This window comes from Paenibacillus sp. PL91, from assembly GCF_012935325.2.
Taxonomy (GTDB): domain Bacteria; phylum Bacillota; class Bacilli; order Paenibacillales; family Paenibacillaceae; genus Pristimantibacillus.
In genome coordinates this window covers 124,987-148,740 of sequence record NZ_JABBYG020000015.1, presented here as the reverse complement: position 1 = coordinate 148,740, position 23,754 = coordinate 124,987, and the positions used below count along the sequence as shown (strand labels likewise).

Sequence of the window (23,754 nt, the reverse complement as noted above, 5' to 3'; positions counted from 1 at the left end):
CCGCCAGCGTTCGTCCTGAGCCAGGATCAAACTCTCCAAATTGGTGTTTGAAATGCTCATTACTTTTTATCGCTTTTCTCACGATTCGTTAGAATCGTAAGGGCAGTTATTACTCGTTGTTCAGTTTTCAAAGAGCAATCTTTTCTTTCGTGTCGACCGCTTATTTCGTATCGGCGACTTTTATAATATATCACATTCGCCCATCTCTTTGCAAGTACTTTTTTTCGTTATTCGACATTTTTTTAAAAATGTCGTTTTCGCGTTTACGTAGCCTGCAAAAGCGGCGAGTACTAATATATCATCTGAGCTTTATTCAAGTCAAGCCTATTCACCAGATTATTTTACAAATAAAAAAAGCGCGTTTTTGCCCCAATACATACAGGCAAAGCTAGCGCTTTTCCACATATAACTCTCATTATTAGTTTGTTGTGTTATTGATCATATAACGCAGCTCAAGAGCACCTATATCTCCAAGCTCATTCATGACGGCAACCTCGCGTACATACTCACGCTTCACCAGCTTTTGAATAACTAGCGATAAATCGACATGCAATACATTAATGGAAGAATGCGATTGCAGCTCGGCTATGCTCCAAGGCTCCTCGCGGCTTCTGAGTATATCAAACAATAACGCACAGCTTGTTTTCATTTTGCTCATCACGGAGAACTCGCAGCCCAGCATAACTAGCTGAACTCTTTGCTCTAAGGTTTCCGGACTTACTGTAAGCTCCTCATAAAGCTTGTATATCCCCGGATGAACCCGTTTAAGCTGCTTCCATACCGTGAGCTCTGGGTGACGTCCTTCTTCTATTAGAACAATATGAGCCCAGTGATGCAGCGCGATAAGCACATGGCTGTATGCATCCAGCAAATTGCCATCGAGCAGGTCCTGCTTCGCTTGCAAATAAGTTCTTAAGAAGCCGGCAAACTCCGTAAACTGCTTTTGCTCCCGCATGGAATCAGGGAATTGAAGCAGACGTTCACGTACACCGCTTAAATAGCCGTCGCGATCCAACAAGATCTCCCCCCGAACTAGCCACTCAATAATATTGCGATTTTCTCCGCCAGCCAACCATGCATTCAAGCCTTTGGCATCAATGGTACGAATCAGTACGCGCTTGCCGTTGAGCTGGACATGCTCTGTTTCATTTCGAGCCTGAGCTTCCTCTACAACGACGAGCACTAACGAATCTAAGCCGTCGATTAATGGATTATAAGGATATGGGTTTTCAATAACAGCTAAACCGACCAGGTTAGGTTCATCTCGATAGCTGTCTGCGAAGTGTGCTTTTATATGTTCCACTGGTTCCTCCATATAGCTAATCACATTTTATTAAGCTATAATAATAATCTACAGTGCTATTCTTTTTCGACATGTTGGAGGCACATTCCTGCTTACTAACTCAGAAACAGTCTCAAATTCATAAGTCATTCGTCATAGGAAGGGTTTGAATGCATGAAGAAGTTCTTTTTTAAGTCCGCCAAAATCAATGAATTCCGTCTTTGGGGGCTCATTTTCACCTTAGTAGGGATGGGCGTAATGATACTCGGAACCGCCGGCATCGTATTTTGGGGACAAGCCGGTAAAATTATCGCTGCTATCTTCATGGTCATTGGCATGATCTCTCTGCTTATCAGCGTTGCCGTCTATTTCTGGGCCGGCATGATGTCGACAAGCGCCACGATGCTGCAATGTCCTGAATGCGGACGTCCAACGAAGATGCTAGGGAAAACCGATCGCTGCATGTATTGCAAAACGATGCTGACGCTGGACCCTGCACAAGCAACGCATAGTCCGACTGAACAGCAAGTGTAATGAGTCAGTCGCAAACGTTAATCCCCGCCTTATGGCGGCATTCAACATAAGAAAAGCCCTCTTCCATGATCATTCATGCGAAGAGGGCTTTTCTTATTTAACTATAAAAAAATGTATTATGGCTTCAGCTTAATGGCATCGTCGATCGTTTTCCAGATGGTTGGAGTTTGGAACGCCCGCTGCCACGTAGCGACACCCGCCAAATCGTACTTGCGCGCTAATGCGACCCGAGCCTTCAAGGATACTTCATCCTCAATCCAAATCCGTTTCAATGCTCCGTCTTCCTGATACTCCACATAATTTTGGCCAGCCGCTGCATCAAACACCGGCTTTAGCTTCTTCGTACTAATAATTTCTTTTATTCGTTCCATACCTACTGCTTTCGAGGAGACCGTTATTTTCCCGTCTTCCCCCTTCTTCTCCGTCCATATCCTTGTATAGAGCGGCATGCTGAGCATAAGCTTGCTGGCTGGTACGCCGTCCTCCTGCATTATACGAACGAGCGAGCTCTCCGTCCATGGCAAGGATGCGACTGAGCCGGATTTGGGACTGGATGCCCAATGCTCGTCATACGCCATAACCATCATATAATCGACGATTCCGCCTAAGGCCGCGCGATCCAGAAACAGCGACCACATCTCGCTATTCGATTTTGGAGTCACATCGACCGATACCACTAACCCTTGCTCATGCAAAAGCGGCGTTAACTCTCGAACAAACTGCACAAAGTTTGCTTTATCGGACGTATGCACATTTTCAAAATCAATGTTGATCCCTTGCAAGTCATAAACCTCGGCAAAAGCGATCAGCTGCTGGATCATCGAAAACCTGGTCTCTGCGCTTGCTAATGCCTTCGTCGTACGGTCCGGCTCAAAATCATTGCTGAACAGCGCCCAAATTTGCATGCCTTGCTGATGCGCCCATTTCACATAAGCGGGATCGGCCTTCCCTTTAATGGTCCCTTTGTCATCTGCAAGAGCAAACCAGGTTGGGCTTACTACATTTACCCCTGGCATTGGGCTAGTTTTCGTAGTATCAATTTTCCGTTCGTACACAGCTTCCCACGTCATATTGATTTTATTGCCAAGCACCTTCCAAGCTATGAATGCCGGTTCCTCCGCCGCTTCAGGCATTTGATCGATCGTCGTCAGCTTTACGTCTTTTTTGTTAATGAAGCCAGTCAGCCCATCGCTGCTTTGAACAAGAAGCCATCCAGCCTGTTCCTCCCAAATTCTAACCGATTGAGCTTGAGGCACCTTGTCAACATATGGAGCACGAATGGTCGGCTCGGTACGAATGGCAGCCCCCTTCTTCGGCATGACCTCCGCTAGTTGAACATTCTCCCCCGCTGAAAGAAGCGTTACGATACCTCTATTCTGATCAAATTCCACTTGCAGGCCGTACAGTTCCTTCAAAGGCTCTGCTGGTATATATACCGTTTCATTAGAAGTTTCTGCGGCAATCGTCAAATTGTAAGGCTTTTGGTTTATCGTTGCCGTTAGGGAATCTGTCTTGAGATGGAGCACTTTATTGGCTGTCGTCAAAATAATGGAGCCGGAATCAGGCTCATATCGGATAGGCTTGTCCTGTCCCAGCACCTGCTGAAGCGCAGCTAGCGGCAGCTTCACTTCATTATTTTCTATGATGGCGCCTTGCTCCGACTCTATCCCGCGAATAATGATCGGATGCTCTGTTCGATAGATCGGATCGACCTTTTCATCATTCGGAATAAAACGCATATATCCATACCAGCAGAAAACGGCTGCCATCGCTGCAATAAATAAAAGAATAATTCCCCGAACACCTCGGCCCCCTTTGCGGCGCGGCGCTCGGTTGTACATCGTTTCCAATTGTTCACTCTCCTGTTCCGTGCTTGTGAGTATTCTTTGTGGTAATAAAAAACGTGCTGATTAGCGCGTTAAGTCGCTTCCCGGCACGTTCTTATAGGCTTTATCGCCATTTATTTCGCTGATGTAGTATTGCATATAGAGCAAACGCCGTATATTTCCATCCGGTGACCTTCAACTACGAAGCCCGTCACACGTGATGCAACACGCTCTACTTCAAGCAGTGGCGGATAATCAAAGTCGACGATAGAACCGCAATTTTTGCAAATGGCATGGTAATGATCGGATAAATCTGAGTCAAAACGGCTAGAGTCATCGCCATAAGTCAGCTCACGCACTAATCCAGCTTCTACAAATAAACGCAGATTGTTATATATGGTAGCTACGCTCATGCTCGGATAAGAAGGAGAGAGCGCTTTATAAATTTCATCTGCAGTCGGATGAGACATGGAGTCCATCAAGTAGCTTAATATGGCGTGACGTTGCGGGGTCATTCGGACGCCATTCATCTTCAGTTGTTCCAATGCTAGGTTAACGCTGGCTCCCATTCCCCTCACGCCCTTCCTTAGTAGTTAAAACCATTGTACGTTCTATTTTAAGAGTTTGTCAATGAAAGCGCCTTTTTAGGAAAGCCCAAACTGTGAGATCATTATGCTGTTCGTTGCATTTATCTGGATCCGGAAAGTGCCCTCGCCTATTGAGCCTCTTATCGTTTTCTTGCTTACCTCTAGCGGCAGCTCAGTCGTAATATTACCGAATGTTACCGATCCGTAAACTGTAAAATGACCATCCTGAGGCATCGCAAGCTTGACCTCGCCAACCGAGCTGTCTAAATCCCAATCGCCGCCTACGGTTGCGCTGCTTAGCTCAATGCTGCCATTAAGCGTATCAGCTTTGACAGAAGCGCCGGCGCCATTCATTTTGATTTTACCGTTTTTAGTTTCGGCTTCGATGTCTCCCTCGATCTGGTTGATCTCCAAGCTGCCATTAAGCGTATTGGCAAAAAGCTTGCCTTGAATCGTCTCGGCTGCAATCGTGCCGTTCTTCGTTTCAATGCTGCTGTCTCCAGTTATTCCGCTGATATGGATGTCGCCATTATTTCCTTTGACGGAAACGGAGCCATTAATGTTGCTGATCTTAACAATTCCGCTGCTGCTTCGAATGTCCAGTCCCCCCGGCAGCGTCAATGCTTTCACTTCGACAGGGCCATTACCGGATTCCACCTTCATCTTCAAAGCCGGCTGCTGCTCTTCTACATCTTCGTCATCTTGCGGGTTTTGCTCAGGCTCATCGATCGGGTTATTATCCGAATTGCCCGGAGGCTCGGTTGCCAGTTGTTGAATCGCATCAAGTGCAGTTCCAAAAGTAAGCGGTGATTCCGATTTTGCTGCGTTGGTTGCGTCAATGGGTTGTTCAGATTCCAAATGTGTCGGCGTTTCGGAAGGGGTCTCCTCCACTTGAAGCTGATCCGACAGGGACATCGGCACCGTAATAATCATATTCATTCTAGGCTTCATGCTTCCGTTAGCCCCGTATGATTGTCCCTTTGCCTCAAGCGTCAGCTCCGCGCCTGGATTAATTTTTACGGTCGATTGCTCCGCTATGGCATCTGCCTCCGTTTTGTCCGTTAAATCAACCCATACTGCCGTTAAAAGCTCGATCTCCTGCACATCGCCCGAGCGAACCGTCACTTGTCCATTCGGATTTACGATTTGGATAAGCGAAGCAGCTTCATCTAGAGGCACTTTAATGATTGCTTTGTCATAGCGAAAGCCCTTTTCTTCTCCGTAATCCGCAGCGCCGTTCAAATCAACGTTGAATTGATCCAGCCAGCGAAAAGGGATATCGGCATATTGGGTAACTACATATGCAGTCATCGTTATGACTAACGCAATCATTCCACCCGCTACGTCAAGCCTAAGCTTCTTTTCCGCTCCCTTAAACTTTATGCTGAATAATATCACTTCAAGGCCTAATAATATAAATATGACCGGCCACCATTGTCCAAGTAGCGAAATATCATTTTTCCCTTGTATTTGATCCCACAGAAGAAGCACCCCGACAGCAAGGACAAGCACCGCTGCTGTAAAACGACCTAGCTTAAACATAGATACCGATCCTTTCCGCGAACGCAGCTGCAATGTGATCGCTGCAAGTATGATAATAGGACCTACGCAAAGCTCCGCCAGCTCATTCATCCAAGGTAAAATCGCTTGCGGGGGCTTTACTAAAACGAGCATGATAGCGCCAGCCGCCAAGATGATAAAGCCCAGCGCGCGATTGAGTGCAACAGGGCTATGATCCTCAGCTTCCGTGCTTTGCAAGGAATCGAAGACGCTAATAAAATAAAAAACGGGCAGCATTATGCCTAAATAAACAATTAACAGCAAATGGCTGCCGCCATCTGAATCAGCTAGCCTAACGATCGCTGTCAGATCCAGCAAAAAGGCTGTAATTAAGAGCAAGCCCTTCGGGTGCTGTCCCGTATACATATGTCCAGCGCCTGGCAATGCAAACGCGAGCAATACGGTGAGCAGTCTGTTTTTTGTCCGTTTTATTCTGAGCTGACCCAACGTACACCCTCCAAATGCTTTATTTTATCGAGCAGCATAAGCAGTTTTTCCGATTTAGGCAACGTAACGTAGACCTGAAGCATGATCTGCTCGCCATCTCCATCATCCACACACTCCTCCAAGAGCATTTTTCGAATGATAATTTTTTGTTCAGTCAGCAAACCATTGATATCGATTAAGGCTTGAGATAGATCGTTTGCTTTGATTTTGAGCAAATACTCCTTTTTCGCGCTAATGTACCTTTTCTCTAATTTATTAAACGCCCATAGCGTAACTAAAACCATAATCGTCACCGTCGCAGATGCAAAGTAGAAGCCCGCTCCGACAGCCAATCCAATTGCTGATACGACCCAAAGTGATGCGGCGGTCGTTAAGCCTGTTATGGATTTTCCGGTAAACAATATCGTACCTGCGCCAAGGAAGCCTATGCCGGTAATAACCGCCGCTGCAAGACGCGCGGGGTCAACCCTTACGTTCGGCTCGTCAACAAAAGCAGAAAATCCATACATGGAGAGCAGCATGAGCAAGCATGAGCCTAAACAAACCAAAATATTGGTCCTAAGCCCTGCTGCGTGATTCGACTGCTCGCGCTCAAATCCGACAAGTCCGCCAAGCAGCAATGCAAGGAGGAGTCTGAGCAAAATGTGCAGTTCACTGATGTACCAGGGATTATCAAGTGTATTCATCATTGGTGATCCCGACCTTTCTATACTAGCTATTGTAACATAATTGTATGCAGCATTTAGAGCATACAGGCCTTCTGTCCAACATGGCATGACAGCCAAAAAGAAAACGCGGCTCATCATAACGATGAACCGCGTCTATGCATGCAGCTGCACTTATTTCAAGCGCTCAACAAGGAGCTTATTCACGAGTGCAGGATTTGCTTTCCCTTTGGATTCCTTCATAATTTGTCCAACGAGGAAGCCAATCGCTTTTTCTTTGCCTGCTCTGTAATCTTCCACCGATTGCGGGTTCGCCTCTACGATTTGATTCACAATCGATTGAATCGCGCCTTCATCGCTAATTTGAACGAGCCCTTGCTCCTCAACGATTTGCTGAGGCAGCTTGCCCGATTCCAGCATCGCTTTGAATACGGTTTTGGCGATTTTACCGTTGATCGTGCATTTCTCAAGCAAGCCGATCATTTCGCCAAGACCTTGTCCGGTTATTTTTACATCGGAAATTTCCTGGCCGTTCGCATTAAGATAACCTAGGAGATCCCCCATGATCCAGTTCGAAACGGTTTTGGCATCCTTCGTATAGGAAAGGCTTTCCTCGAAGAAATCCGCAAGCTTCTTAGATGAAGTAATCACCTCAGCATCGTAAGAAGGCAAGCTGTAATCCGTCGTATACCTCGCTTTGCGGGCGTCCGGCAGCTCTGGAATCGTAGCGCGAATGCTTTGCTTCCACTCTTCGCTGATATGAAGCGAAACGAGATCCGGGTCTGGGAAGTAGCGATAATCATGAGCTTCTTCCTTGCCGCGCATAGAGAACGATTTGCCAAGCGCATCGTCGAAGCGACGAGTCTCTTGGATTACCTCGCCGCCGCCGTCGAGAATTTCCGCTTGGCGGAATTGCTCATACTCAAGGCCGCGCTGTACGCCGCGGAAGGAGTTCATGTTTTTGAGCTCGGCACGCGTTCCGAATTCCTTCTGTCCGTATGGACGCAGGCTTATGTTCGCATCGCAGCGCAAGCTTCCTTCTTCCATCTTCACATCAGACACATCGCAATATTGCATGATCGCTTTGATTTTCTCCAAGTAGGCTTTCGCTTCCTCGGGCGTGCGGATGTCCGGCTCGGATACGATCTCGATAAGAGGCGTGCCGACACGGTTGAAATCGACAAGCGAAGCAAAGCCTCCGTCAACGTGAGTGAGCTTGCCTGCATCCTCTTCCAAATGAAGCCTAGTGATGCCGATTCGCTTTACTTCGCCGTTCACTTCGATTTCGATCCAGCCATGCTCCCCGATCGGTTGATCGAACTGCGAAATTTGGTACGCCTTTGGCGAATCCGGGTAGAAGTAGTTTTTACGGTCAAACTTGCTGATATCAGCAATCTGGCAGTTGAGCGCCATTGCCGCCTTCATTGCATATTCAACCGCTTGGCGGTTCAGTACCGGCAAGACGCCGGGATGTCCAAGACATACTGGACAGGTATGGGTGTTCGGCGGCGCGCCGAAAGCCGTAGAGCAGCCGCAAAAGATTTTACTATTTGTATGCAGCTCTACATGGACTTCCAGCCCGACAACCGTCTCGTATTTGTTCGGTTCAGACATTCGTATCGATCCCTTCGTAAACGTATATATGACCGCTTATAGCTGCGGACGTTGTTTATGATGCTCCGTGTGCTGCTCGAACGCATGAGCGGCGCGCAGCACCGTCGATTCGTCGAACGCCTTCCCGATAATTTGCAGGCCAATCGGCAAGCCGTCAGCCGTACCGCACGGCACGCTTATAGCAGGAACGCCTGCCAAGCTAACCGGAATCGTACAAATATCGTTTAAATACATCGTTAGCGGATCGCCAACCTGCTCTCCGATGCGGAACGCTGGCGTCGGAGCCGTAGGTCCGATGATTAGATCATATTGGCTGAACACTTGGTCAAAATCTTGCTTGATTAGCGTCCGTACCTTCTGAGCCTTTAAGTAGTAAGCATCATAATACCCGGAGCTAAGCGCATACGTACCAAGCATAATCCGGCGCTTCACTTCGGGGCCAAAGCCCTCGCTGCGAGATTTCTTGTACAAATCGATCAAATTGGCTGGATTGTCCGCACGAACGCCGTAGCGTACGCCGTCAAAGCGGGCCAGGTTCGATGAAGCTTCCGAGGAAGCGAGCAGGTAGTAGGTAGCGATCGCATAATCCGTATGCGGCAGCGAAACCTCTTCCCATGTCGCGCCAAGCGATTCATATACCGACAATGCTTTGAGCACCGCTTCTTTGACGCGCGGGTCAATGCCCGCTCCAAGGTATTCCTTAGGCACGCCGATGCGGAGGCCTTTAACATCGCCGGTCAGTGCTGACGTGTAGTCCGGAATTTCCACATTCGCAGATGTAGAATCGCTTGAATCGTAGCCGGCAATAGCTTGCAGCACGTAAGCGGAGTCTTCTACATTTTTGGTGAGCGGGCCGATCTGGTCAAGCGATGATGCGAAAGCGACAAGTCCAAAGCGCGAAACAAGGCCGTACGTAGGCTTAAGGCCAACGATGCCGCAATATGCGGCCGGCTGACGAATCGAGCCGCCCGTGTCGGAGCCTAGCGAGAAGTATACTTGGCCCGCGGCAACTGATGCCGCCGAGCCGCCGCTTGAGCCGCCAGGCACATATTCCGTATTCCAAGGGTTGCGCGTTGGATAGTAGCTTGAGTTCTCATTCGAGCCGCCCATAGCGAATTCATCCATATTCAGCTTGCCGATTGTAACCGATTGAGCTGCTTTAAGCTTACGAACGACCGTAGCGTCATAAATCGGATTGTGATTGCTTAGGAATTGGCTCGCGCAAGTCGTAAGCAGCCCCTCCGTCACAATATTATCCTTCACACCCGCCGGCAATCCAAACAGCAAACCGCGTTCGCCGCCCTCTTGCAATTGCTTGTCCAGCTCTGAAGCCTGCAAGCGCGCATTTTCTTCATTTAATGTTATAAAAGCCTGGATAGCAGGCTCGGTCTCTGCAATTCTCGCATATGATGCGCTAACCAGCTCAGAAACAGACAGTTCCTTATTGTTCAGCTTGTTATGTACATCCTGCAGGCGCAAATCAAACAGTGCCAATAGTAGTTCCTCCCTTCATATAAAACCCATTCGTATTATTCAAGTACCGCAGGTACTTTAAATTGTCCATCCTCTTCATCAGGCGCATTAAGCAGCACCTTCTCGATCGGCAGCGACGGGCGTTTCTCATCCGCACGCATCACGTTCGTAATCGGCAGCACATGGCTGGTCGGCTCAACATTTTCCGTGTCCAGTCCATCAAGCTTTTCCGCATATTTCAAAATAGCATTGAGCTGCTCCGTAAACTGATCCTTCTCCGAATCGGAAAGCTCTAACCGCGCCAATCTGGCGACATGCTCTACATCCTTGGGCGTAATGCTCATCAGGTATTCTTCCTTTCCTATTCCTGTAATCATTCTTCCTATTATATCTCACAATTAGGGCGAACATCAATGTAAACGGCAAGTTCCTCTTTTCGCGAAAAAAAAGACCGTTCCCTATGTCAGCACGCTGACATACAGAACAGTCCGATTTGATCAACTGCAGCTAAATCCAAGCTTTTAGATTAACCTGACGAATAAAGTCCGCTGGGCTAAGCGGTTCCTTGCCCGTATTTTCCGGTTCCGGCTCGATTTCGTTCCCGCCATTCATAATGCGTTTAAACAATTCCTCATTATGAGTCGCAAGTGCAAAATCGATTAGCGCCTCCCGCTCGATGCGGTCAACCTCATCTTGAATAAGCACCTCTTCAAGCTCCACGTCTTCATCAGGAATAAGAAAGTTCCGATTGGCCGATGGGACTCTCAGCACATAATCAAATACATTATCCGCGTTGCGGTCGTAAGCTATTATATAACCATGCTCTCCGATGGGAAGGTTTTGTTCATATTGGTCAGCCACTATGACGACCTTTGTGCCTAATTGTAGCATCGTCTTCAACTCCTGTTTCTTCGCCGCTGATTCTTTCACTACTATCCTACTAAAAAATAATAGCGGTGTCCAATCGAAGAATGAGTTGATAGAGTTGTCTTTCTTTTATTCGACAGCCGAGCTTCTGCGAAGCACCCATGCGGATAAGGCGATAGCGGCTGCAATACCGATAATGGTCAGCGCAATCACTAAGCCGAATCGACTAGTATTTGCTATCCCCGTGGTAACCGATGCAGAAGCAAAGCCGCTTAACGTGCCCGGACTCCAGCCAAGCTGCTTCGGAAAAAGGCCAGCCAGCAGCGTAAGTCCAACAGCGCCGCCCAGCGCCGAGAAGGCAGCTGCTGCGGGACTGCGGAGCAGCGCGCTGAAGAGAATCGTGATCGTCACCAGAAAGGACAGCCATAAGCCAAATATGAGAAGGCTGCCAACCATTTTCGCAAAAGAAACCTCTTCAAATAGTAGCCCCGTGTAATACCAAGCAGCGAAATAACCAACGATCAGAGCGCCCCATGTAAGCAGAAGCATCGCTGTCCATTTAGAGCCGATAAAGGATAGCACCGACACCGGCTTCACTAGAATGAGGGATGCTGTGCCGCTGCTTCGCTCACCCGACACCGTGCCCATACAAACGAGTACAAGTACAAGAACACCGATTGTCCCGAATTGCTGAAGTGTTTGCGCAAGCACCTCGGAGCCAAGCGGAGTCGGGATTTCGATTACTGTTCCTTCAGGCAAGCTGCCTGCTTTCTCCAGTATGACGGGCATGAAATAAGTCGATACCGGCTGCATAATGCCGAGCAATATAAAAACAAGCGGCACCCAAAGCAGCTTATAGCTGCGAAGAAGCTCAAGAAGCTCCTTTTGAACCATGACCACAAAACGGGCAAAGCTTGATGTGTAGGCCGGCTTAGCCGCACCTAGCTGTGCATGTCCCCATACGTTGGTACTCATGCTGTCACCACCTTCATAAATAGATCTTCTAGCGATGTATGACCGACTTCCAGTCTGCTCACCTTAACCTGATCCTTGGTCAGCTCCTCCAGCAAGCTTCGCCTAGCTGCATCTACATCGTTTACGGTGAAACGCGCTACTCCGTTTTGCAGCTGGACAGCTTGAAATAAGCTATGCTTGTTTACAGCACCTGCGGAAGGCAGAATACGCGCCATATAAGAGGATAGCCATCGTTCAGATTGCGCTTCACGCTCAAGCTGAAGCTCAATGATTGGCTTGCGGTGCTCGCTGCGAATAGATTCAATCGCGCCTTGCAGCGCCACTTGCCCGTTTCGAATAATAATGACATCATCGCATAGCTCCTCCGCGTCATGCAGCACATGTGTAGAGAATAGCACCGTCGTTTCCTGCTTCAGCTCTCGAAGCAGCTCAAGCACCTCTCTGCGACCAAGCGGATCAAGCGCCGAAACCGGCTCATCCATAACAAGCAATCTAGGCTGATGCACGAGCGCTTGTGCAAGGCCAAGACGCTGCTTCATGCCTCCTGAGTAGGAGCCTATCCGCCTCTTGGCAGCGCTGGAAATGCCGACTCGCTCTAACAGCTCCTTCGCGCGTATTTTGGCCGCTGCCGCGGTTAGGCCGCATAATCTTCCCGCATAAACAACGTATTCGATTCCCGTCATCCATGGATAGAAGGATGGGGCTTGAGGCAAGTAGCCAATTAGCGCCCGATGATTGATGCCTTGGGCAGAGCCCTGAAATTCGAGCTGTCCCGCGGTTGGCTTAAGCAAACCGGTAATCATCCGAATAGTCGTCGTTTTGCCTGCTCCGTTAGGTCCAAGCAGCGCAACACAGTGGCCTTCAGTAATTGAAAAATCGATGCCTGCTACCGCTTTTACGTCGCCGAATGTTTGCGTTAATCCCTTTACTTGTAGCAATGTATTCATCATTCGCTCCTCCTTCCTGCTATAAAGAAGGCAATTGGCCCAACAATATTCACAAATAAAATAACCAGTACCCACATCCACTTAGGTCCGTTCGTTCGCTCGGCCTTCGCGCATAACACCAATGCAATCACTACCAAAATTAATTGAATAACAATTATCGGAGCAATAATAGGCAATATCTGCGACAATTCAAATTGATCGTTAACCATCAAAATGATCCCCCTTTTTTTATCCAAACCATAACGCGGCTACTCCTTGTTCTTATCGCTATTTCGAGAGAACCAGCCGCTTCGCACAAATATGAAATAAAAGATAAGCGGCATCGGCGTTTGGATTAAACCCCATATGCCCCAAAGCCAAGGCATGCTGTCCCTTTTGCGAGCGTCAATAAATAACCAAGTCGATTGAGCGATCAGCACAATGATGATCAGTATCCAAGTCCAGATGGGTATTAACTTTAGCTCCTCCATGTCCGTACCTTCCTTCGACCATACGTCATGATGACAAATCCAACTCCCCCCGCAGCAACAAGGGCTTGCAGGACAGCAAACCAAACCAAATTCCGGTCTATTACCCACATCATCACGCCAAAAATGAAACATGCCGTCAGCCAGAACAATAGGAGCTCCTTCCAAAGCCTCCTCTTCACCTCTTGCTTATGCCCCGCCACGAATGCCTCTAACTGCTGCAAATTGGGAACGTTCGGCGCATGAGTGGCGTCAAAACGGGTCACGGCTTCTTTAAATTGATTGTCAAACCACTGCTGATCGTGGTTAACCTCATTAGGCTTCTTCATGCTCCGTTAGCTCCTTCCGCAGCTGCTTTAAACCGTTATGCAGCCTTGATTTTACCGTTCCTACTGGAATGTCCAGCATCGAGGAGATCTCCTCCTGCGCATAGCCGTAATAATACTTAAGCAGCACCGGGATTCGAATACCGCTGTTCAGCTCCCCTAACGCTTGCAGCGCCTCGGGCCATTCCTCGCCACGCTGCAAGGTTTCATAGCGAATAGCGTGCAGCGACTTCTCCGATTGCAGCCAATGCTTCTCCAGCTCATTCCTGCGAATGCGATCGACGACAAGCCGAGAAGCGATTGTAATGAGCCAAGTCGAAAATTTGGCTTTGCTTTGAAAAGTTGCTATTTTCTCAATAGCTTTCAGCATCGTCTCCTGCGTAATATCCTCCGCACGCGTTTTGTTCATCGTTACCTTTAACACGTATTGATATAAAAAAGAATAATGCTGTTGCAGCAGCTCAGAGAGCGCTCGCGTATCGCCTCGTATCGCTTGTTTAATCAGCTTCGTCTCGTCTTGCACGAGCGCGCAACCTCCTTTAATGCATTCGATATAGCTTAGACGGCTAACGATCACATTTCGTTCACTGGGATAAAAAAGTTTTTTTGATAAAAAAACAACTGCGGAAGCGATAAGCTCTTCTGCAGCTGTAATAGGACAACATCTATTCTATTTTTTGCTCTGACTGCGGCTGTACCATTGCCATACCGGTTCAACATCCTTGCGATCAAGACACTTTACACTGTAATCAAATACGCTTCCCATTGTATGCACAGAGAGCGTCAGCAGCTTTTTGCGCTGCTGCCCTATCGTGCGATTCACCCGCATCACTAGAATCTGAGGACGTCGAATCAAATAGGTGGTTCTGGATACAAACCGGCTGCGAAGCGTAAGCTGGCCTTCGTGCAGCCTAACTCCCGCCGCGTTATAGCAGCTTTTCCTCCACAATAGGACAATCGGGAGGAGCAGCAGTGACCATAAACCGGCTGCTTTCAAAAAAATAATGAACGCGGCGCATATAACCAAAGTAAACAGAAGCTCTATTCTAACGTAATACAGCAGCGCGCGTTTCGGAGCGCCTGCCAGCTGCGTATTCGAAGGAAGCTTTACCTGCGGAACAAAGTCGTTCAGCACCTGCTGTATCGCAGTACGCTTGAGGAATGGATGAAGCATAAGCTGCTCCTTCTTATCCGATGATACGATCTGAAGCTGGATTTCCGCATAACCGTATGCTTGGCGAAGCAGTCCTTCCTTGATGACAACAGCCTGCACCTTTTTCGGATCGAACACAAAGGTTTTCTTCTCCAGCAAACCGTAGGACACTGAGATCTGTCTGCCATCCCTCTTTACCGAGAAGCCGCTGTATTTCAAAACATACAATACGATCGAGAGCAGCCATGCGAAGCCTATTCCAGCTACGATTATAGTGAAGATCAAGATAAAGTTCGTCATGATGTCTGCCGAATCTTTAACGACGTTTTCGAAAAAATGATCAGGCAAAAGCTGATTGAAGAGATCATCCGCCAAGGAGAACAAACCGACCATGAAAGCTGCTACAAGCCCAAAGTTCATTGAGGTCGCTGCTGCTTGAATCAATTGTTTTGCATTTAGCGTAAAAGCAGGCATGCTTGTGGATGGTTCAGTTGAGGACGCCTGCGTGAGGGGCTTGTCATTCATCTTAATTACCAGATGCTGTTCCGCAGCTATATTTTCGGCTTCAGCACTTCCAGCTACTCCTGCATCCGCAGCTTGGACATTCGATGTAGCTTGCCTTCTAAGCATTTGTTGGATGTCATTTGCTGCCTCAAGGGAGAGTGCCGGCAATATACCATCCGCTTTCTTGTTGCCCCCAGGAGTCTCGATCTTCACCTGTGCTACTCTAAGTATCCTTTGTATAAAAGGCTGCTCCACATTAACGGAATGAATGCGTCCATAATAAATCGTCTTCTCGTCTCGGAACAACCAGCCTTTGCGGATAATGATCCGGTCCTCTTCCAGCCAAAAGCCAAAACGCCTCCACTCTAAAAAGCTAAACAACAGGATCACAGCAGCAAGCGCGGAAGCACCTGCGTACCAATACCATGCCAGCCCCGCCCAATCCTTCCCTCGAACTAATCCAATCAATATTACAGGAATGAAGCCTTTAATTGTATTCAACAGCCCGAATAATATATAGATGGGATGAAGCGTACGGCGCTCATTCATCCTTATCATCCACCTTAGCCAAAATACCGATTTGCCTTTTCAACAGCTGCGCTTCGCTTTGTTTTAGGCCTTTAATTTGGTGCGTAGTCGCGGCCGTTACAATAGATACGCTGGCCAGATCGTATTTGCGCATAAGCGGCCCGCTTTCCAGCTCGACATGCTGTACCCGAACCATCGGAACAAGCACGTTTTTCAAGAAGATAAGGCCTGTTTGGATTTCGATCTCATCTTCAAACAGCTCGTATTGAAATCTTGTCGCCATCATTTTGGGGAACGTCCATGTAAACAGTATGGCTGTAATAATAAAAATGAACAGTGCGATCCAGCCGGGGATCAGTGTCCAATCCCAAATGATCGCCAAAGTGAAATATGCGATGATCAAAGCCAAAAATATGCCGTTTGTAATGAGCTCGGTAATGCGATAAACGGTTATATAATCACGATGAAGCCGCTTCGTTAACTCCCGATCCATATGATGAATCTCCTCCATTAGCTCTAAGGCAGAACGATAAGCTCCGCCTTAGAACGAGTCAGTGCTCTTGCACCTTGTTCCGTAATCAAATAGCTGTTCTCAATGCCTACGACGCCTTGCCCTGGAAAAGTGAATTTTGGTTCTACCGCAATGACCATGCCCGCTACTAGCGGCGTCTGAAAGCCTTTTGCAAGCACGGGCCATTCATCGATTTCCAGTCCGATTCCATGCCCTAGAAACTTTGCTTGATCTGCGCCAAAACCCATAAAATGATCCGACAGCTTCGCAGCCGCGCAGCGTGCAAGAGCATCCTCGTATAAACTCGAGCAAGGCGTTCCGGGTACCATCAGCTTCTCTGCGGCAGCGATAACCGATTCCGACACCTCATAGGCATGCTGCAGCGTATCCGATAGCTTGCCGATAACGGCCGTTCGAGTCTGATCGATGACATAGCCGTCCACGCAGCAGCCAATATCGATCAATATTGGTTCATTTCGTTTAATAATCGATCTGCTGACGCTCTGCGGAGACGACGCGCCAAGCCCAAGGCCGCCTGCTGGTCCGTCAAAATAAGAAGGAACCGCTGCCGCTGCCCCCGAGATGACCATGCCGGTCGTGATCTCTTGATTATAGCCGCGCATGCGCATTAAGCCGATATGTCCGCGTTTGCGAAGCCCATACTCCACACGCGCCATCCACTCAAGCTCGGATATGCCTTCCTTCAAATCGTTCAGTGCCTCGCTCAGCGCTTCCGCCACAACCTCTGCCGCAGCTTCAATCCGGCTTACTTCCCATGGCGCCTTAATCATTCGCAAATTGCGAATAATGGCTGAACCGTCTACGAGCTCGCAGCGCCCCGCCTTGCCGAGCAGCTCGGAGAGCTTTAAATAAAGCTGCGCCGGAAGCACATCCAGATCGGCTGCTATTCTAAGCTCAGCCCCGTTAACAAACAAATACGGGTAATGCTGCGCCAACCTTTCTCCAAACAGACGAAAAGCACCGAGCTCTGCTACCTGAACCGCTGTCTCCAGCCTGGCGCGTGAAACACTGCGCCGAACGTAAAAGGTAGCCTCGCCTGTGCTTGGCACAAACAAATATCCATTTTGCATAGACCCGCTTAAATAATATAGATCAACATTTTGAGTAAGGAGAAACGCATCAATCTGCGCCGCCTGCATCGCTTTCTGTAAAGAAACAATTCGCTCCTTTATGAGTTCAGCAGGAATGTCCTGTGTGATGTCCATCACTTTGATCATCAGCTCCTATATAAGTTCCCTCCTCTTATTACATCAATTTTCCAGTTCCCCGTCAACCTTCGACCAGCTCCGCAGCCCCCTTTATATCCCACTCAATGGCGTCCAGCACTTGAAAGGCTCGTGGATACACGATATGTACGATCATGACCACACCCGGCCGCTGCAGCGTAACCTCATAATCATAGGCATCGTTTCGATAGGTATAAGGAAAGTTCTGATCCGCATTCACGATTTCAAATACGACAACCTCCACACGCTGCTTCAAAAATGATTCCGGCAAAGGAGCGTCGCTGGCATCCAGCTTTAAATTTTGTTGCAAATATAAAGCGGCCGTTTCTATCGCTTCATCTGGCGCTAACCTAAGCAAGCCTTCGCCAAACGCCGCCGGATCAAGCTGCTGCGCTGCCGCATGTGCAGCTCGATTGACCGCGTGCTTGCCTAAAAACAAGGTGCGCATGGCAAGCTCTTCCTCCACTTGCAGCAGATGAATCGAAATCCATACCGTCATCATGACCACGATAAGCAGCAGCTTGTACATCGATTCACCCGCTTCCTTCGCTTATGGTACATATTCACTCATTTTCATTCCGGACGCTCGCATCCGCTCATTTGATGGCGGCGGCGTCAGGCCGATTAAGCGGTCAATTTCAAATAAGTTCTCATACGGATAGCTCATCGTTAACGAAATGCCGGTTCCTCGAAGTAAAGGAGCATTCGGATTGGACGCTGCAAGCCCGCTAGTGGCAGTGAGCTCAAATACAATATCGTCGGGCCGCATGCCGAAACGGGCTAATCGCTGCCTGGACTGTTCCTGCATTTGCTCGCTTATGTAGCCGAAGCTCCCGCTAGCGCCTATTTCCAGCAAATAATCGACCTCTTGCTGCAAAACCGCTTGCCTGACGATCAGAACATGCTTATAAATCGGTGAAAACATGAGCCAGCATAAAAGCCCTGCAAACAAGACGAATATCAGTATTTGCTTCATGGGCTTATTCCTCTGATATGGCTGCTGATCGAGCTTCCCGCTCCATCGATCTGCTGCTTCATCCCCTCATCGCCTTCTGCGACGGCTTGATAAAGAATGATCACCGTTACAAGCAGCAGCAGCGATACAAGTATTCCGCGCATACCGGACACCTCCGCATATTTGCAAACTTAGGCGCCTAGCCTACGGAACTAGCTGTCCGATTCGCGTATTAGCCGAAGTTCCTTGCGTTGTTATTTGGCTCTTTGTTCCTGTCGTGTCCTGGGCGATGATTGTATTGAACAGGACGATAACGACAACGAGCATCATGACCGTCATCAAAATGTTGCGCATGCTACCACCTCCTTTCATTAGCCGACTGCAATAGTTTAGCTAAGGGACTGAAACAGCTTTTGCCCCTCTCTCACCCATGGGTAAATAAACACCTGAAAGGTGTACAAAATCGGTATGCCTGCGATAATAAACAAAAAATAAGAGGTCGATTCCTTACGGCTTTCCTTAGCCAGCTCGATTTTCTCTTTATAATCCTCAATGCGTACACGCAGCAGCTCATAGTATTGCGGACTCTCATGCAGTCGCAATGCATCTAGCGTCTCTACAAAGCTTAAGCCCTCTTCCGTTCCAAGCCTTTGCTTGAACCGCTGCAGCGCGCCTCCTGCGTCGTGATACCATTCAGCTAGAAGCTGCTCTAAGTCATGGCGCATCGTTCTTGTAAATGGGATGCAGCGCAGCAGCTTCGAATGGACGTGCAGCGAGGAATCGGATAAATAAAGCAGCTGCTTGCTTACTGAAAATATTTCTTTGGTCACCTGAAGCGCGCGCAGCTTATGGATGGATCGCAGCCATATTAAGTCGACATACAAAAACAGCATAACCATTAGCAAGCCCGGTCCTAAGTAATTGAGGGGGACATAGGCATTTATTCGTTCATGCCACAACGAAGCAATAAGAATGAGCCCGCCAATAGCAAGCATCAGAGAACGCCTTGCGATCACATACCATGCAGCGTCCGCCGTTACCCCACAGCCCGCGAGCAGCAGCGCTCTCTCCATAAAAGAAGAACGCTGTCTCGAAATACGAAGCAGCCTCAGCCATTTATCCGGTGCTTCCTTCGTTCGCCAGCTTAATACGGCTAGATGCTTCCACCGAGCCGGCCGCTGCGGCAAAAGCTGCAGCAGCGCATAAATCGCCGCAGCTCCAAATACATACTGGCCTACCATCAAGACCAGGCGTATCAGCTGCTCGGTCCATATCGTCATTCACGTTCTCCTTTCACATTTTTTTGCGAGAGAGCCATAATCCCATCAGAAACGAAGCAAATATGAGCACCATCGCATTTAGCAGCATATCTCGCCCCTCTGCATCAACGATGTAGTAGTGATAGGAATTATCCTTGTTATACCGAAGGTTGATTCCGATAAACAAAGCGAGAAACAGAATAGGCGAGAAGTTGGCTACCCGTATTTCAAGCAATCGGTTCCGTTCCTGCTCATTGGCTCGTCTCGCCTTGCGCATATCGGTCAGAAGCTCCTTTAAGCTGTCTGTTACGGGAACTCCCTCTACAAGCGCCACTCGCAAAATATTAACGAAATAGTCCGCCCATACATGGCCTAACGATGCCGCAAGCAGTCGCAGACTCGCCTCATCGTCGCCGCGTACGGAAAGATTGCGATAGAGCTGCTCAAAAACCGATTGCATCGGTCCAAGCAATCTTCTCTCCTCCACCGTGCGCTGCAGCGCAATCCGAATCTGCCGCTCGCCCGTAACGAGATAGCACTGGTAAAAAAGTTCCACCGCTGGCAAAAAATCGATTTGCGTCTGCATCCGCCGATGGATGAGCATCGTCCTGAGAGCCGTGTAGGGCAACAAGCCCAGTACGCCACCGAACAATATCGTTCCTTTCACGCTTTGAAAAAACACGCCGCCAGATGCGATCCCCGCAAGCAGCAGCAAGCCCGACAGGCAAGCAAAGGCAGCCGGCGTTATCTTTAAATGGAGCGTTTCTAGCAGCTCAGCTAAATGCTGATGCAGCCATTCATAACGTTTAAACCGTTCAGTCAGCCGCTTGCGCCAGCCCCTATTCGCTCGATACGCCAGCTTGCTTCTGAGCTGCTGCTCCTTCGACCAAATGAGGAACAAGTTGTACGATGCAATAAAAAACAAACAAAACAACAAGCATGCCGTCGCTGCTATCGAAAGATTATTCATCCATTTCGCCCCCGGTAGTGGGTTCCAGCTTAGCCCGCGCAGAGGGAGGAAATGGATACAGCCAGTCATCCTTCTCCTCGTCGAACTTTACCCAATCTCTCACATAGGCTTGTCCGGCTTCCCAGCACAGCTCGCCAATACGGCTGATTACCCTTCGTCCGCCTAGATAGCTCATTTCAATGCCTATCTCTGTTACATACTGCGTAATCCGTTTCGTCAGGCGCTCGGCATTCATGCCTCTGCCATCAAGCATGCACATGTCCGTAATCGCCTCTGGCACATCCTCCAGCCTATTGGCATGGACAGTCGTCATGCTCCCGGAATGGCCTCGCGTACAGGCCCGAACATAAATATTCGCATCCACGTCGCGTATTTCGGCATGGATGATGCGCTGCGGCGATTGCCTGAGCGCGAGCTTAAAGGCTTGATCCGAGCGATGATAGGAATCCTCTTCGTCCGCCATATATTCCACAATATTTTTGCTTGGAAAATCACGCCCGAGCATCATCTCGAATCGGCCCTCGATCGTAATGATCCGCTCCTCATCCGGAAGCTCCGCGATTAACGCCTTCATCAGATTTGTTTTGCCGGAATTGGTCGGTCCAATGATTACAAGATTAAATCTTGCGGCTAGTATCGCTCTGAGTAGCTGCTGTACCCGCGTATTCAGGGTCCTGTAAGCAGGCCTGCAAAGCGTCTCCAGACTAAAGCTGCGTACGGTGTAGAAGCGAATCGTCAAGGTCGGGCTCGCTGTAAAGCCAAAGCCTGTCATCGTCACCCGAGAGCCGTCCTGCAGCATGACCTCCGCCCATCGCTTGCGCGGATTAATGCGGTCATTATTGTAGAGAACCAAATTTTGCTGAATGCGCTCTACCTCACGAATGCTGTCAAAGCGGTAGGGGGATGGAGTCGTTAAACCATTCTTAACGATGAAGATACGCTCGCCGACAACCTGTATTTCCTCAAGCTCCGCCTTATCGGCAAGTACAAGTTCAAGCACGCTCAGACCTATGACTTCTGCAAACAATGCTTCGGCTAGCGATTGATAGGGATGCTGTACGTTTACTGCCCCATGCATGCGCAGTCTGATCAAACGATCCGTAATGACCGCCAGAACCTGCTCGCGCTCTTGCGGATAGCCAAGCACGGCACGATTTAACGTCTCGCTGTATAGCCTGCGCTCTTCCTCGCCCAGTCCCTGGGGCGCGCTTAAATAGGTTCTGATATCATCAGCTAGCCTCGCAAACTCCCCTTGTGCGTCAGCTGTCAGGTAAGAAGGCTCCGACGCTGCCTCAAGGCTCTCTTTCTCCGATTGCATTTGTGCTGCAAATTCGGATGGCGAAAAACGATTTTGCTGCGCGCTCACGAGCTTGTACCGTTGCGATGCGCAAGCAGCTTCCGATACCACGGCTGAACGGAAATCGAATTCACCTTACCGCGAATCCCATGCCTCAGCATCATTAATTTGGCTGGCTCTCGCATCGTTTGCTTCCCTTCCGTATCTTCCTTCAGCCACTGCGCATAGGTGCCATTATCCAATTGGCTAAAAACCGGCTCGCTTAATTTAAGTTGACCAAGTGCCGAAGTACCGAGCTCTTTGCATATATGCTTCATCTGATAACCTCCATTTCTCCAAGGACCGTTGATGATGACTGATTCATAATGCTCGGGGGAAACCCCGAATAAAGGCGATACCTGACCAATCCATCGCTTGCCGTCCTCTTGAAAATGCGAAAGGGCAGGCGTTGTAACGAGAATTCGCGAGCTTGCTCTCCTGATGGAGCAAATCGTAGCTGCATTGTCCCAATATGCGCCTACGTCCAGAACAATAAGCGCGAAGGCCTGCTCTGCAATCGTCAGCAGATGCTCTGCCTCCTCTGGCGTGAAATACTCGGCCTGATCCCTCATGAGGTTGCCGAACAGCACCTGCAGATTAGGCTGGCCGGGTACCGGATAAGCAGCTCGACGCAGCTTCTCCGGCGTCAGCGTAAACGAGCGCAGCTCCGGACGAAGCTTGTCCAGCGTAATCGTCGGCTCGTCTACGCCTATATAGCGGTGGATCTTCGCGCTCTTGAGATTGAGGCATAAATATCCGATAGGCTTGCCGCTTTCTTCCGCAATTCGGTAAGCTGCAGCAAACGCCGCTGTCGTCGTTCCTATATTGGGCGTTGTTCCAATAAAAACGGCTAGTGGCGCCAAAGCTCCGTTCACGACCTATCAGCCTCCCCGCCTGCAAGCAGCTCAAGCGACAAAGGACTATAAGCGACAACGAGCTTCAATTCGCCGCTCTTGCATAAGCTATCCAGCCTAAGCCATTGCTCCTCCGTTAAGTTTACGTTTATGTAATCGATCATCCCGTTCGCTTCCCGCCTTGAAGCATACATTTGCTCCTTGTTACCCTCAGCCAGCGAAAATAAATTCGGATTGTCCATATTATCGATCTCCACGTTGCCAGATGTCTTCACCGAGGCTACCGTGACTGCTTCTGGGTAGAGGCGTATAGAGGGAGAAGACTCTCCCGATGCATACAGCAGCACCTTATCGCCCGCTCTAATTCCGTTCGAAATCGAGCGGATATACTCCTTCGGAATTTGAAAGGTCGATTCGAAGCGCTTGGGCTGCAAATAATAATCGTCGACCTTCCAAATCAATAACGGCTCCCCCTTGCCTAATGGGATCACCGCTTCCTTCCCTGCAGCATGCTCCAGCTTGACGACCATATCGGAGACAAAAGCGCCTTGAGGAACCATTTGATACTCCAGATCGCTTTCCTTAAGTCGCTCGCCCGCTCCAATAAACCGTTTCGGAACAAGTACGGCAACCGTCTCCTCCTTCTTGATTTGAATTCGCTGCAACTCATACATGCCATAAACCAGGCTTGCCGAGAGCACCGCTGCCGTTAAGCTGATGATCGCATTCCGTCTCCTTTTCATCTCCACTCCTCTCTGAGCATAAAAAAAAAAGAACGCACCGGCAGCCATCTAAGGCGTACCGCGTGCGTTCTTCGCATAATAAAGCTCATTTATAAGTTAGCAATAAGTAATTGAGTTCATAATA

Annotated in this window: 28 protein-coding genes; 1 reads left to right on the top strand and 27 read right to left on the bottom strand. The window is 48.9% G+C overall.

What is annotated here, in order from left to right:
• Positions 1 to 418: 418 nt before the first annotated feature.
• Positions 419 to 1,303 (bottom strand): nucleotidyltransferase-like protein, encoded by an 885-nt coding sequence (locus HI950_RS26805; RefSeq protein WP_317618452.1) that lies wholly within the window; start codon positions 1,301 to 1,303, stop codon positions 419 to 421.
• Between the two features lie 153 nt (positions 1,304 to 1,456).
• On the opposite strand from HI950_RS26805, the gene HI950_RS26800 reads away from it, so the two are divergent.
• Positions 1,457 to 1,816 carry a YgzB family protein gene (locus HI950_RS26800; RefSeq protein WP_169089531.1) on the top strand — a complete coding sequence of 120 codons (360 nt, stop codon included), beginning with the start codon at positions 1,457 to 1,459 and terminating at the stop codon, positions 1,814 to 1,816.
• A gap of 116 nt (positions 1,817 to 1,932) precedes the next feature.
• Here the strand turns inward: HI950_RS26800 and HI950_RS26795 are convergent, their stop codons facing one another.
• The 26 genes from HI950_RS26795 to HI950_RS26670 form a co-directional block, all read right to left on the bottom strand.
• On the bottom strand, positions 1,933 to 3,657 hold the full coding sequence (locus HI950_RS26795; RefSeq protein WP_223285521.1) for a glycosyl hydrolase family 18 protein: 1,725 nt from the start codon (positions 3,655 to 3,657) through the stop codon (positions 1,933 to 1,935).
• Between the two features lie 119 nt (positions 3,658 to 3,776).
• A complete protein-coding gene (perR, locus tag HI950_RS26790; protein ID WP_169089527.1) occupies positions 3,777 to 4,211 on the bottom strand; it encodes a peroxide-responsive transcriptional repressor PerR in 435 nt (144 codons plus the stop codon).
• 75 nt (positions 4,212 to 4,286) lie between these two features.
• Positions 4,287 to 6,236 (bottom strand): DUF4097 family beta strand repeat-containing protein, encoded by a 1,950-nt coding sequence (locus tag HI950_RS26785; RefSeq protein ID WP_169089516.1) that lies wholly within the window; start codon positions 6,234 to 6,236, stop codon positions 4,287 to 4,289.
• Positions 6,218 to 6,925: an MgtC/SapB family protein gene (locus HI950_RS26780; RefSeq protein ID WP_169089514.1), complete on the bottom strand. Its 708-nt coding sequence runs from the start codon at positions 6,923 to 6,925 to the stop codon at positions 6,218 to 6,220. Before HI950_RS26780 ends, HI950_RS26785 begins: the two co-directional genes overlap by 19 nt.
• Before the next feature lie 150 nt (positions 6,926 to 7,075).
• Positions 7,076 to 8,515 (bottom strand): Asp-tRNA(Asn)/Glu-tRNA(Gln) amidotransferase subunit GatB, encoded by a 1,440-nt coding sequence (gatB, locus tag HI950_RS26775; protein ID WP_169089511.1) that lies wholly within the window; start codon positions 8,513 to 8,515, stop codon positions 7,076 to 7,078.
• A 36-nt stretch (positions 8,516 to 8,551) separates the two neighbouring features.
• Positions 8,552 to 10,009 carry an Asp-tRNA(Asn)/Glu-tRNA(Gln) amidotransferase subunit GatA gene (gene gatA / locus HI950_RS26770; protein WP_169089509.1) on the bottom strand — a complete coding sequence of 486 codons (1,458 nt, stop codon included), beginning with the start codon at positions 10,007 to 10,009 and terminating at the stop codon, positions 8,552 to 8,554.
• 35 nt (positions 10,010 to 10,044) lie between these two features.
• Entirely contained in the window at positions 10,045 to 10,332 is a 288-nt protein-coding gene (gene gatC, locus HI950_RS26765) for an Asp-tRNA(Asn)/Glu-tRNA(Gln) amidotransferase subunit GatC (protein WP_053374333.1), read from the bottom strand.
• A gap of 163 nt (positions 10,333 to 10,495) precedes the next feature.
• Positions 10,496 to 10,879, bottom strand: coding sequence for an ATPase (locus tag HI950_RS26760; RefSeq protein WP_169089507.1), 384 nt, complete (start codon positions 10,877 to 10,879; stop codon positions 10,496 to 10,498).
• A gap of 105 nt (positions 10,880 to 10,984) precedes the next feature.
• Positions 10,985 to 11,830 (bottom strand): ABC transporter permease, encoded by an 846-nt coding sequence (locus HI950_RS26755; protein WP_169089505.1) that lies wholly within the window; start codon positions 11,828 to 11,830, stop codon positions 10,985 to 10,987.
• Positions 11,827 to 12,780, bottom strand: a complete 954-nt coding sequence (locus tag HI950_RS26750) for an ABC transporter ATP-binding protein (RefSeq protein ID WP_317618451.1) — start codon at positions 12,778 to 12,780, stop codon at positions 11,827 to 11,829. The genes HI950_RS26755 and HI950_RS26750 overlap by 4 nt, the downstream gene beginning before the upstream one ends.
• Positions 12,777 to 12,986, bottom strand: coding sequence for a PLD nuclease N-terminal domain-containing protein (locus HI950_RS26745; RefSeq protein WP_169089503.1), 210 nt, complete (start codon positions 12,984 to 12,986; stop codon positions 12,777 to 12,779). Before HI950_RS26745 ends, HI950_RS26750 begins: the two co-directional genes overlap by 4 nt.
• A 39-nt stretch (positions 12,987 to 13,025) precedes the next feature.
• Positions 13,026 to 13,247: a sigmaY antisigma factor component gene (locus HI950_RS26740; protein WP_169089501.1), complete on the bottom strand. Its 222-nt coding sequence runs from the start codon at positions 13,245 to 13,247 to the stop codon at positions 13,026 to 13,028.
• Positions 13,235 to 13,573, bottom strand: a complete 339-nt coding sequence (locus tag HI950_RS26735) for a YxlC family protein (protein WP_169089499.1) — start codon at positions 13,571 to 13,573, stop codon at positions 13,235 to 13,237. The genes HI950_RS26740 and HI950_RS26735 overlap by 13 nt, the downstream gene beginning before the upstream one ends.
• Positions 13,560 to 14,093 (bottom strand): RNA polymerase sigma factor SigY, encoded by a 534-nt coding sequence (gene sigY, locus HI950_RS26730; protein WP_169089497.1) that lies wholly within the window; start codon positions 14,091 to 14,093, stop codon positions 13,560 to 13,562. The genes HI950_RS26735 and sigY overlap by 14 nt, the downstream gene beginning before the upstream one ends.
• A 147-nt stretch (positions 14,094 to 14,240) precedes the next feature.
• Complete coding sequence (locus HI950_RS26725) at positions 14,241 to 15,776, bottom strand: PH domain-containing protein (RefSeq protein ID WP_169089494.1); 1,536 nt, start codon at positions 15,774 to 15,776, stop codon at positions 14,241 to 14,243.
• On the bottom strand, positions 15,769 to 16,248 hold the full coding sequence (locus HI950_RS26720; RefSeq protein ID WP_169089492.1) for a PH domain-containing protein: 480 nt from the start codon (positions 16,246 to 16,248) through the stop codon (positions 15,769 to 15,771). Before HI950_RS26720 ends, HI950_RS26725 begins: the two co-directional genes overlap by 8 nt.
• Before the next feature lie 23 nt (positions 16,249 to 16,271).
• Complete coding sequence (locus HI950_RS26715; protein WP_223285516.1) at positions 16,272 to 17,504, bottom strand: M24 family metallopeptidase; 1,233 nt, start codon at positions 17,502 to 17,504, stop codon at positions 16,272 to 16,274.
• Positions 17,505 to 17,556: 52 nt separating this feature from the next.
• On the bottom strand, positions 17,557 to 18,042 hold the full coding sequence (locus tag HI950_RS26710; protein ID WP_169089490.1) for a hypothetical protein: 486 nt from the start codon (positions 18,040 to 18,042) through the stop codon (positions 17,557 to 17,559).
• Between the two features lie 21 nt (positions 18,043 to 18,063).
• Positions 18,064 to 18,489, bottom strand: coding sequence for a hypothetical protein (locus tag HI950_RS26705; RefSeq protein ID WP_169089488.1), 426 nt, complete (start codon positions 18,487 to 18,489; stop codon positions 18,064 to 18,066).
• On the bottom strand, positions 18,486 to 18,632 hold the full coding sequence (locus tag HI950_RS26700; RefSeq protein ID WP_169089486.1) for a hypothetical protein: 147 nt from the start codon (positions 18,630 to 18,632) through the stop codon (positions 18,486 to 18,488). Before HI950_RS26700 ends, HI950_RS26705 begins: the two co-directional genes overlap by 4 nt.
• Positions 18,633 to 18,672: 40 nt before the next feature.
• Complete coding sequence (locus tag HI950_RS26695; RefSeq protein WP_169089484.1) at positions 18,673 to 18,822, bottom strand: hypothetical protein; 150 nt, start codon at positions 18,820 to 18,822, stop codon at positions 18,673 to 18,675.
• A gap of 35 nt (positions 18,823 to 18,857) precedes the next feature.
• On the bottom strand, positions 18,858 to 19,748 hold the full coding sequence (locus HI950_RS26690; RefSeq protein WP_169089482.1) for a hypothetical protein: 891 nt from the start codon (positions 19,746 to 19,748) through the stop codon (positions 18,858 to 18,860).
• 13 nt (positions 19,749 to 19,761) lie between these two features.
• Complete coding sequence (locus HI950_RS26685; RefSeq protein WP_169089480.1) at positions 19,762 to 20,697, bottom strand: type II secretion system F family protein; 936 nt, start codon at positions 20,695 to 20,697, stop codon at positions 19,762 to 19,764.
• Complete coding sequence (locus tag HI950_RS26680) at positions 20,690 to 22,063, bottom strand: ATPase, T2SS/T4P/T4SS family (protein WP_317618450.1); 1,374 nt, start codon at positions 22,061 to 22,063, stop codon at positions 20,690 to 20,692. The genes HI950_RS26685 and HI950_RS26680 overlap by 8 nt, the downstream gene beginning before the upstream one ends.
• Entirely contained in the window at positions 22,060 to 22,908 is an 849-nt protein-coding gene (locus HI950_RS26675; protein ID WP_169089478.1) for a CpaE/TadZ family protein, read from the bottom strand. The genes HI950_RS26680 and HI950_RS26675 overlap by 4 nt, the downstream gene beginning before the upstream one ends.
• A complete protein-coding gene (locus tag HI950_RS26670; protein ID WP_169089476.1) occupies positions 22,905 to 23,630 on the bottom strand; it encodes an SAF domain-containing protein in 726 nt (241 codons plus the stop codon). Before HI950_RS26670 ends, HI950_RS26675 begins: the two co-directional genes overlap by 4 nt.
• Between the last annotated feature and the right edge of the window lie 124 nt (positions 23,631 to 23,754).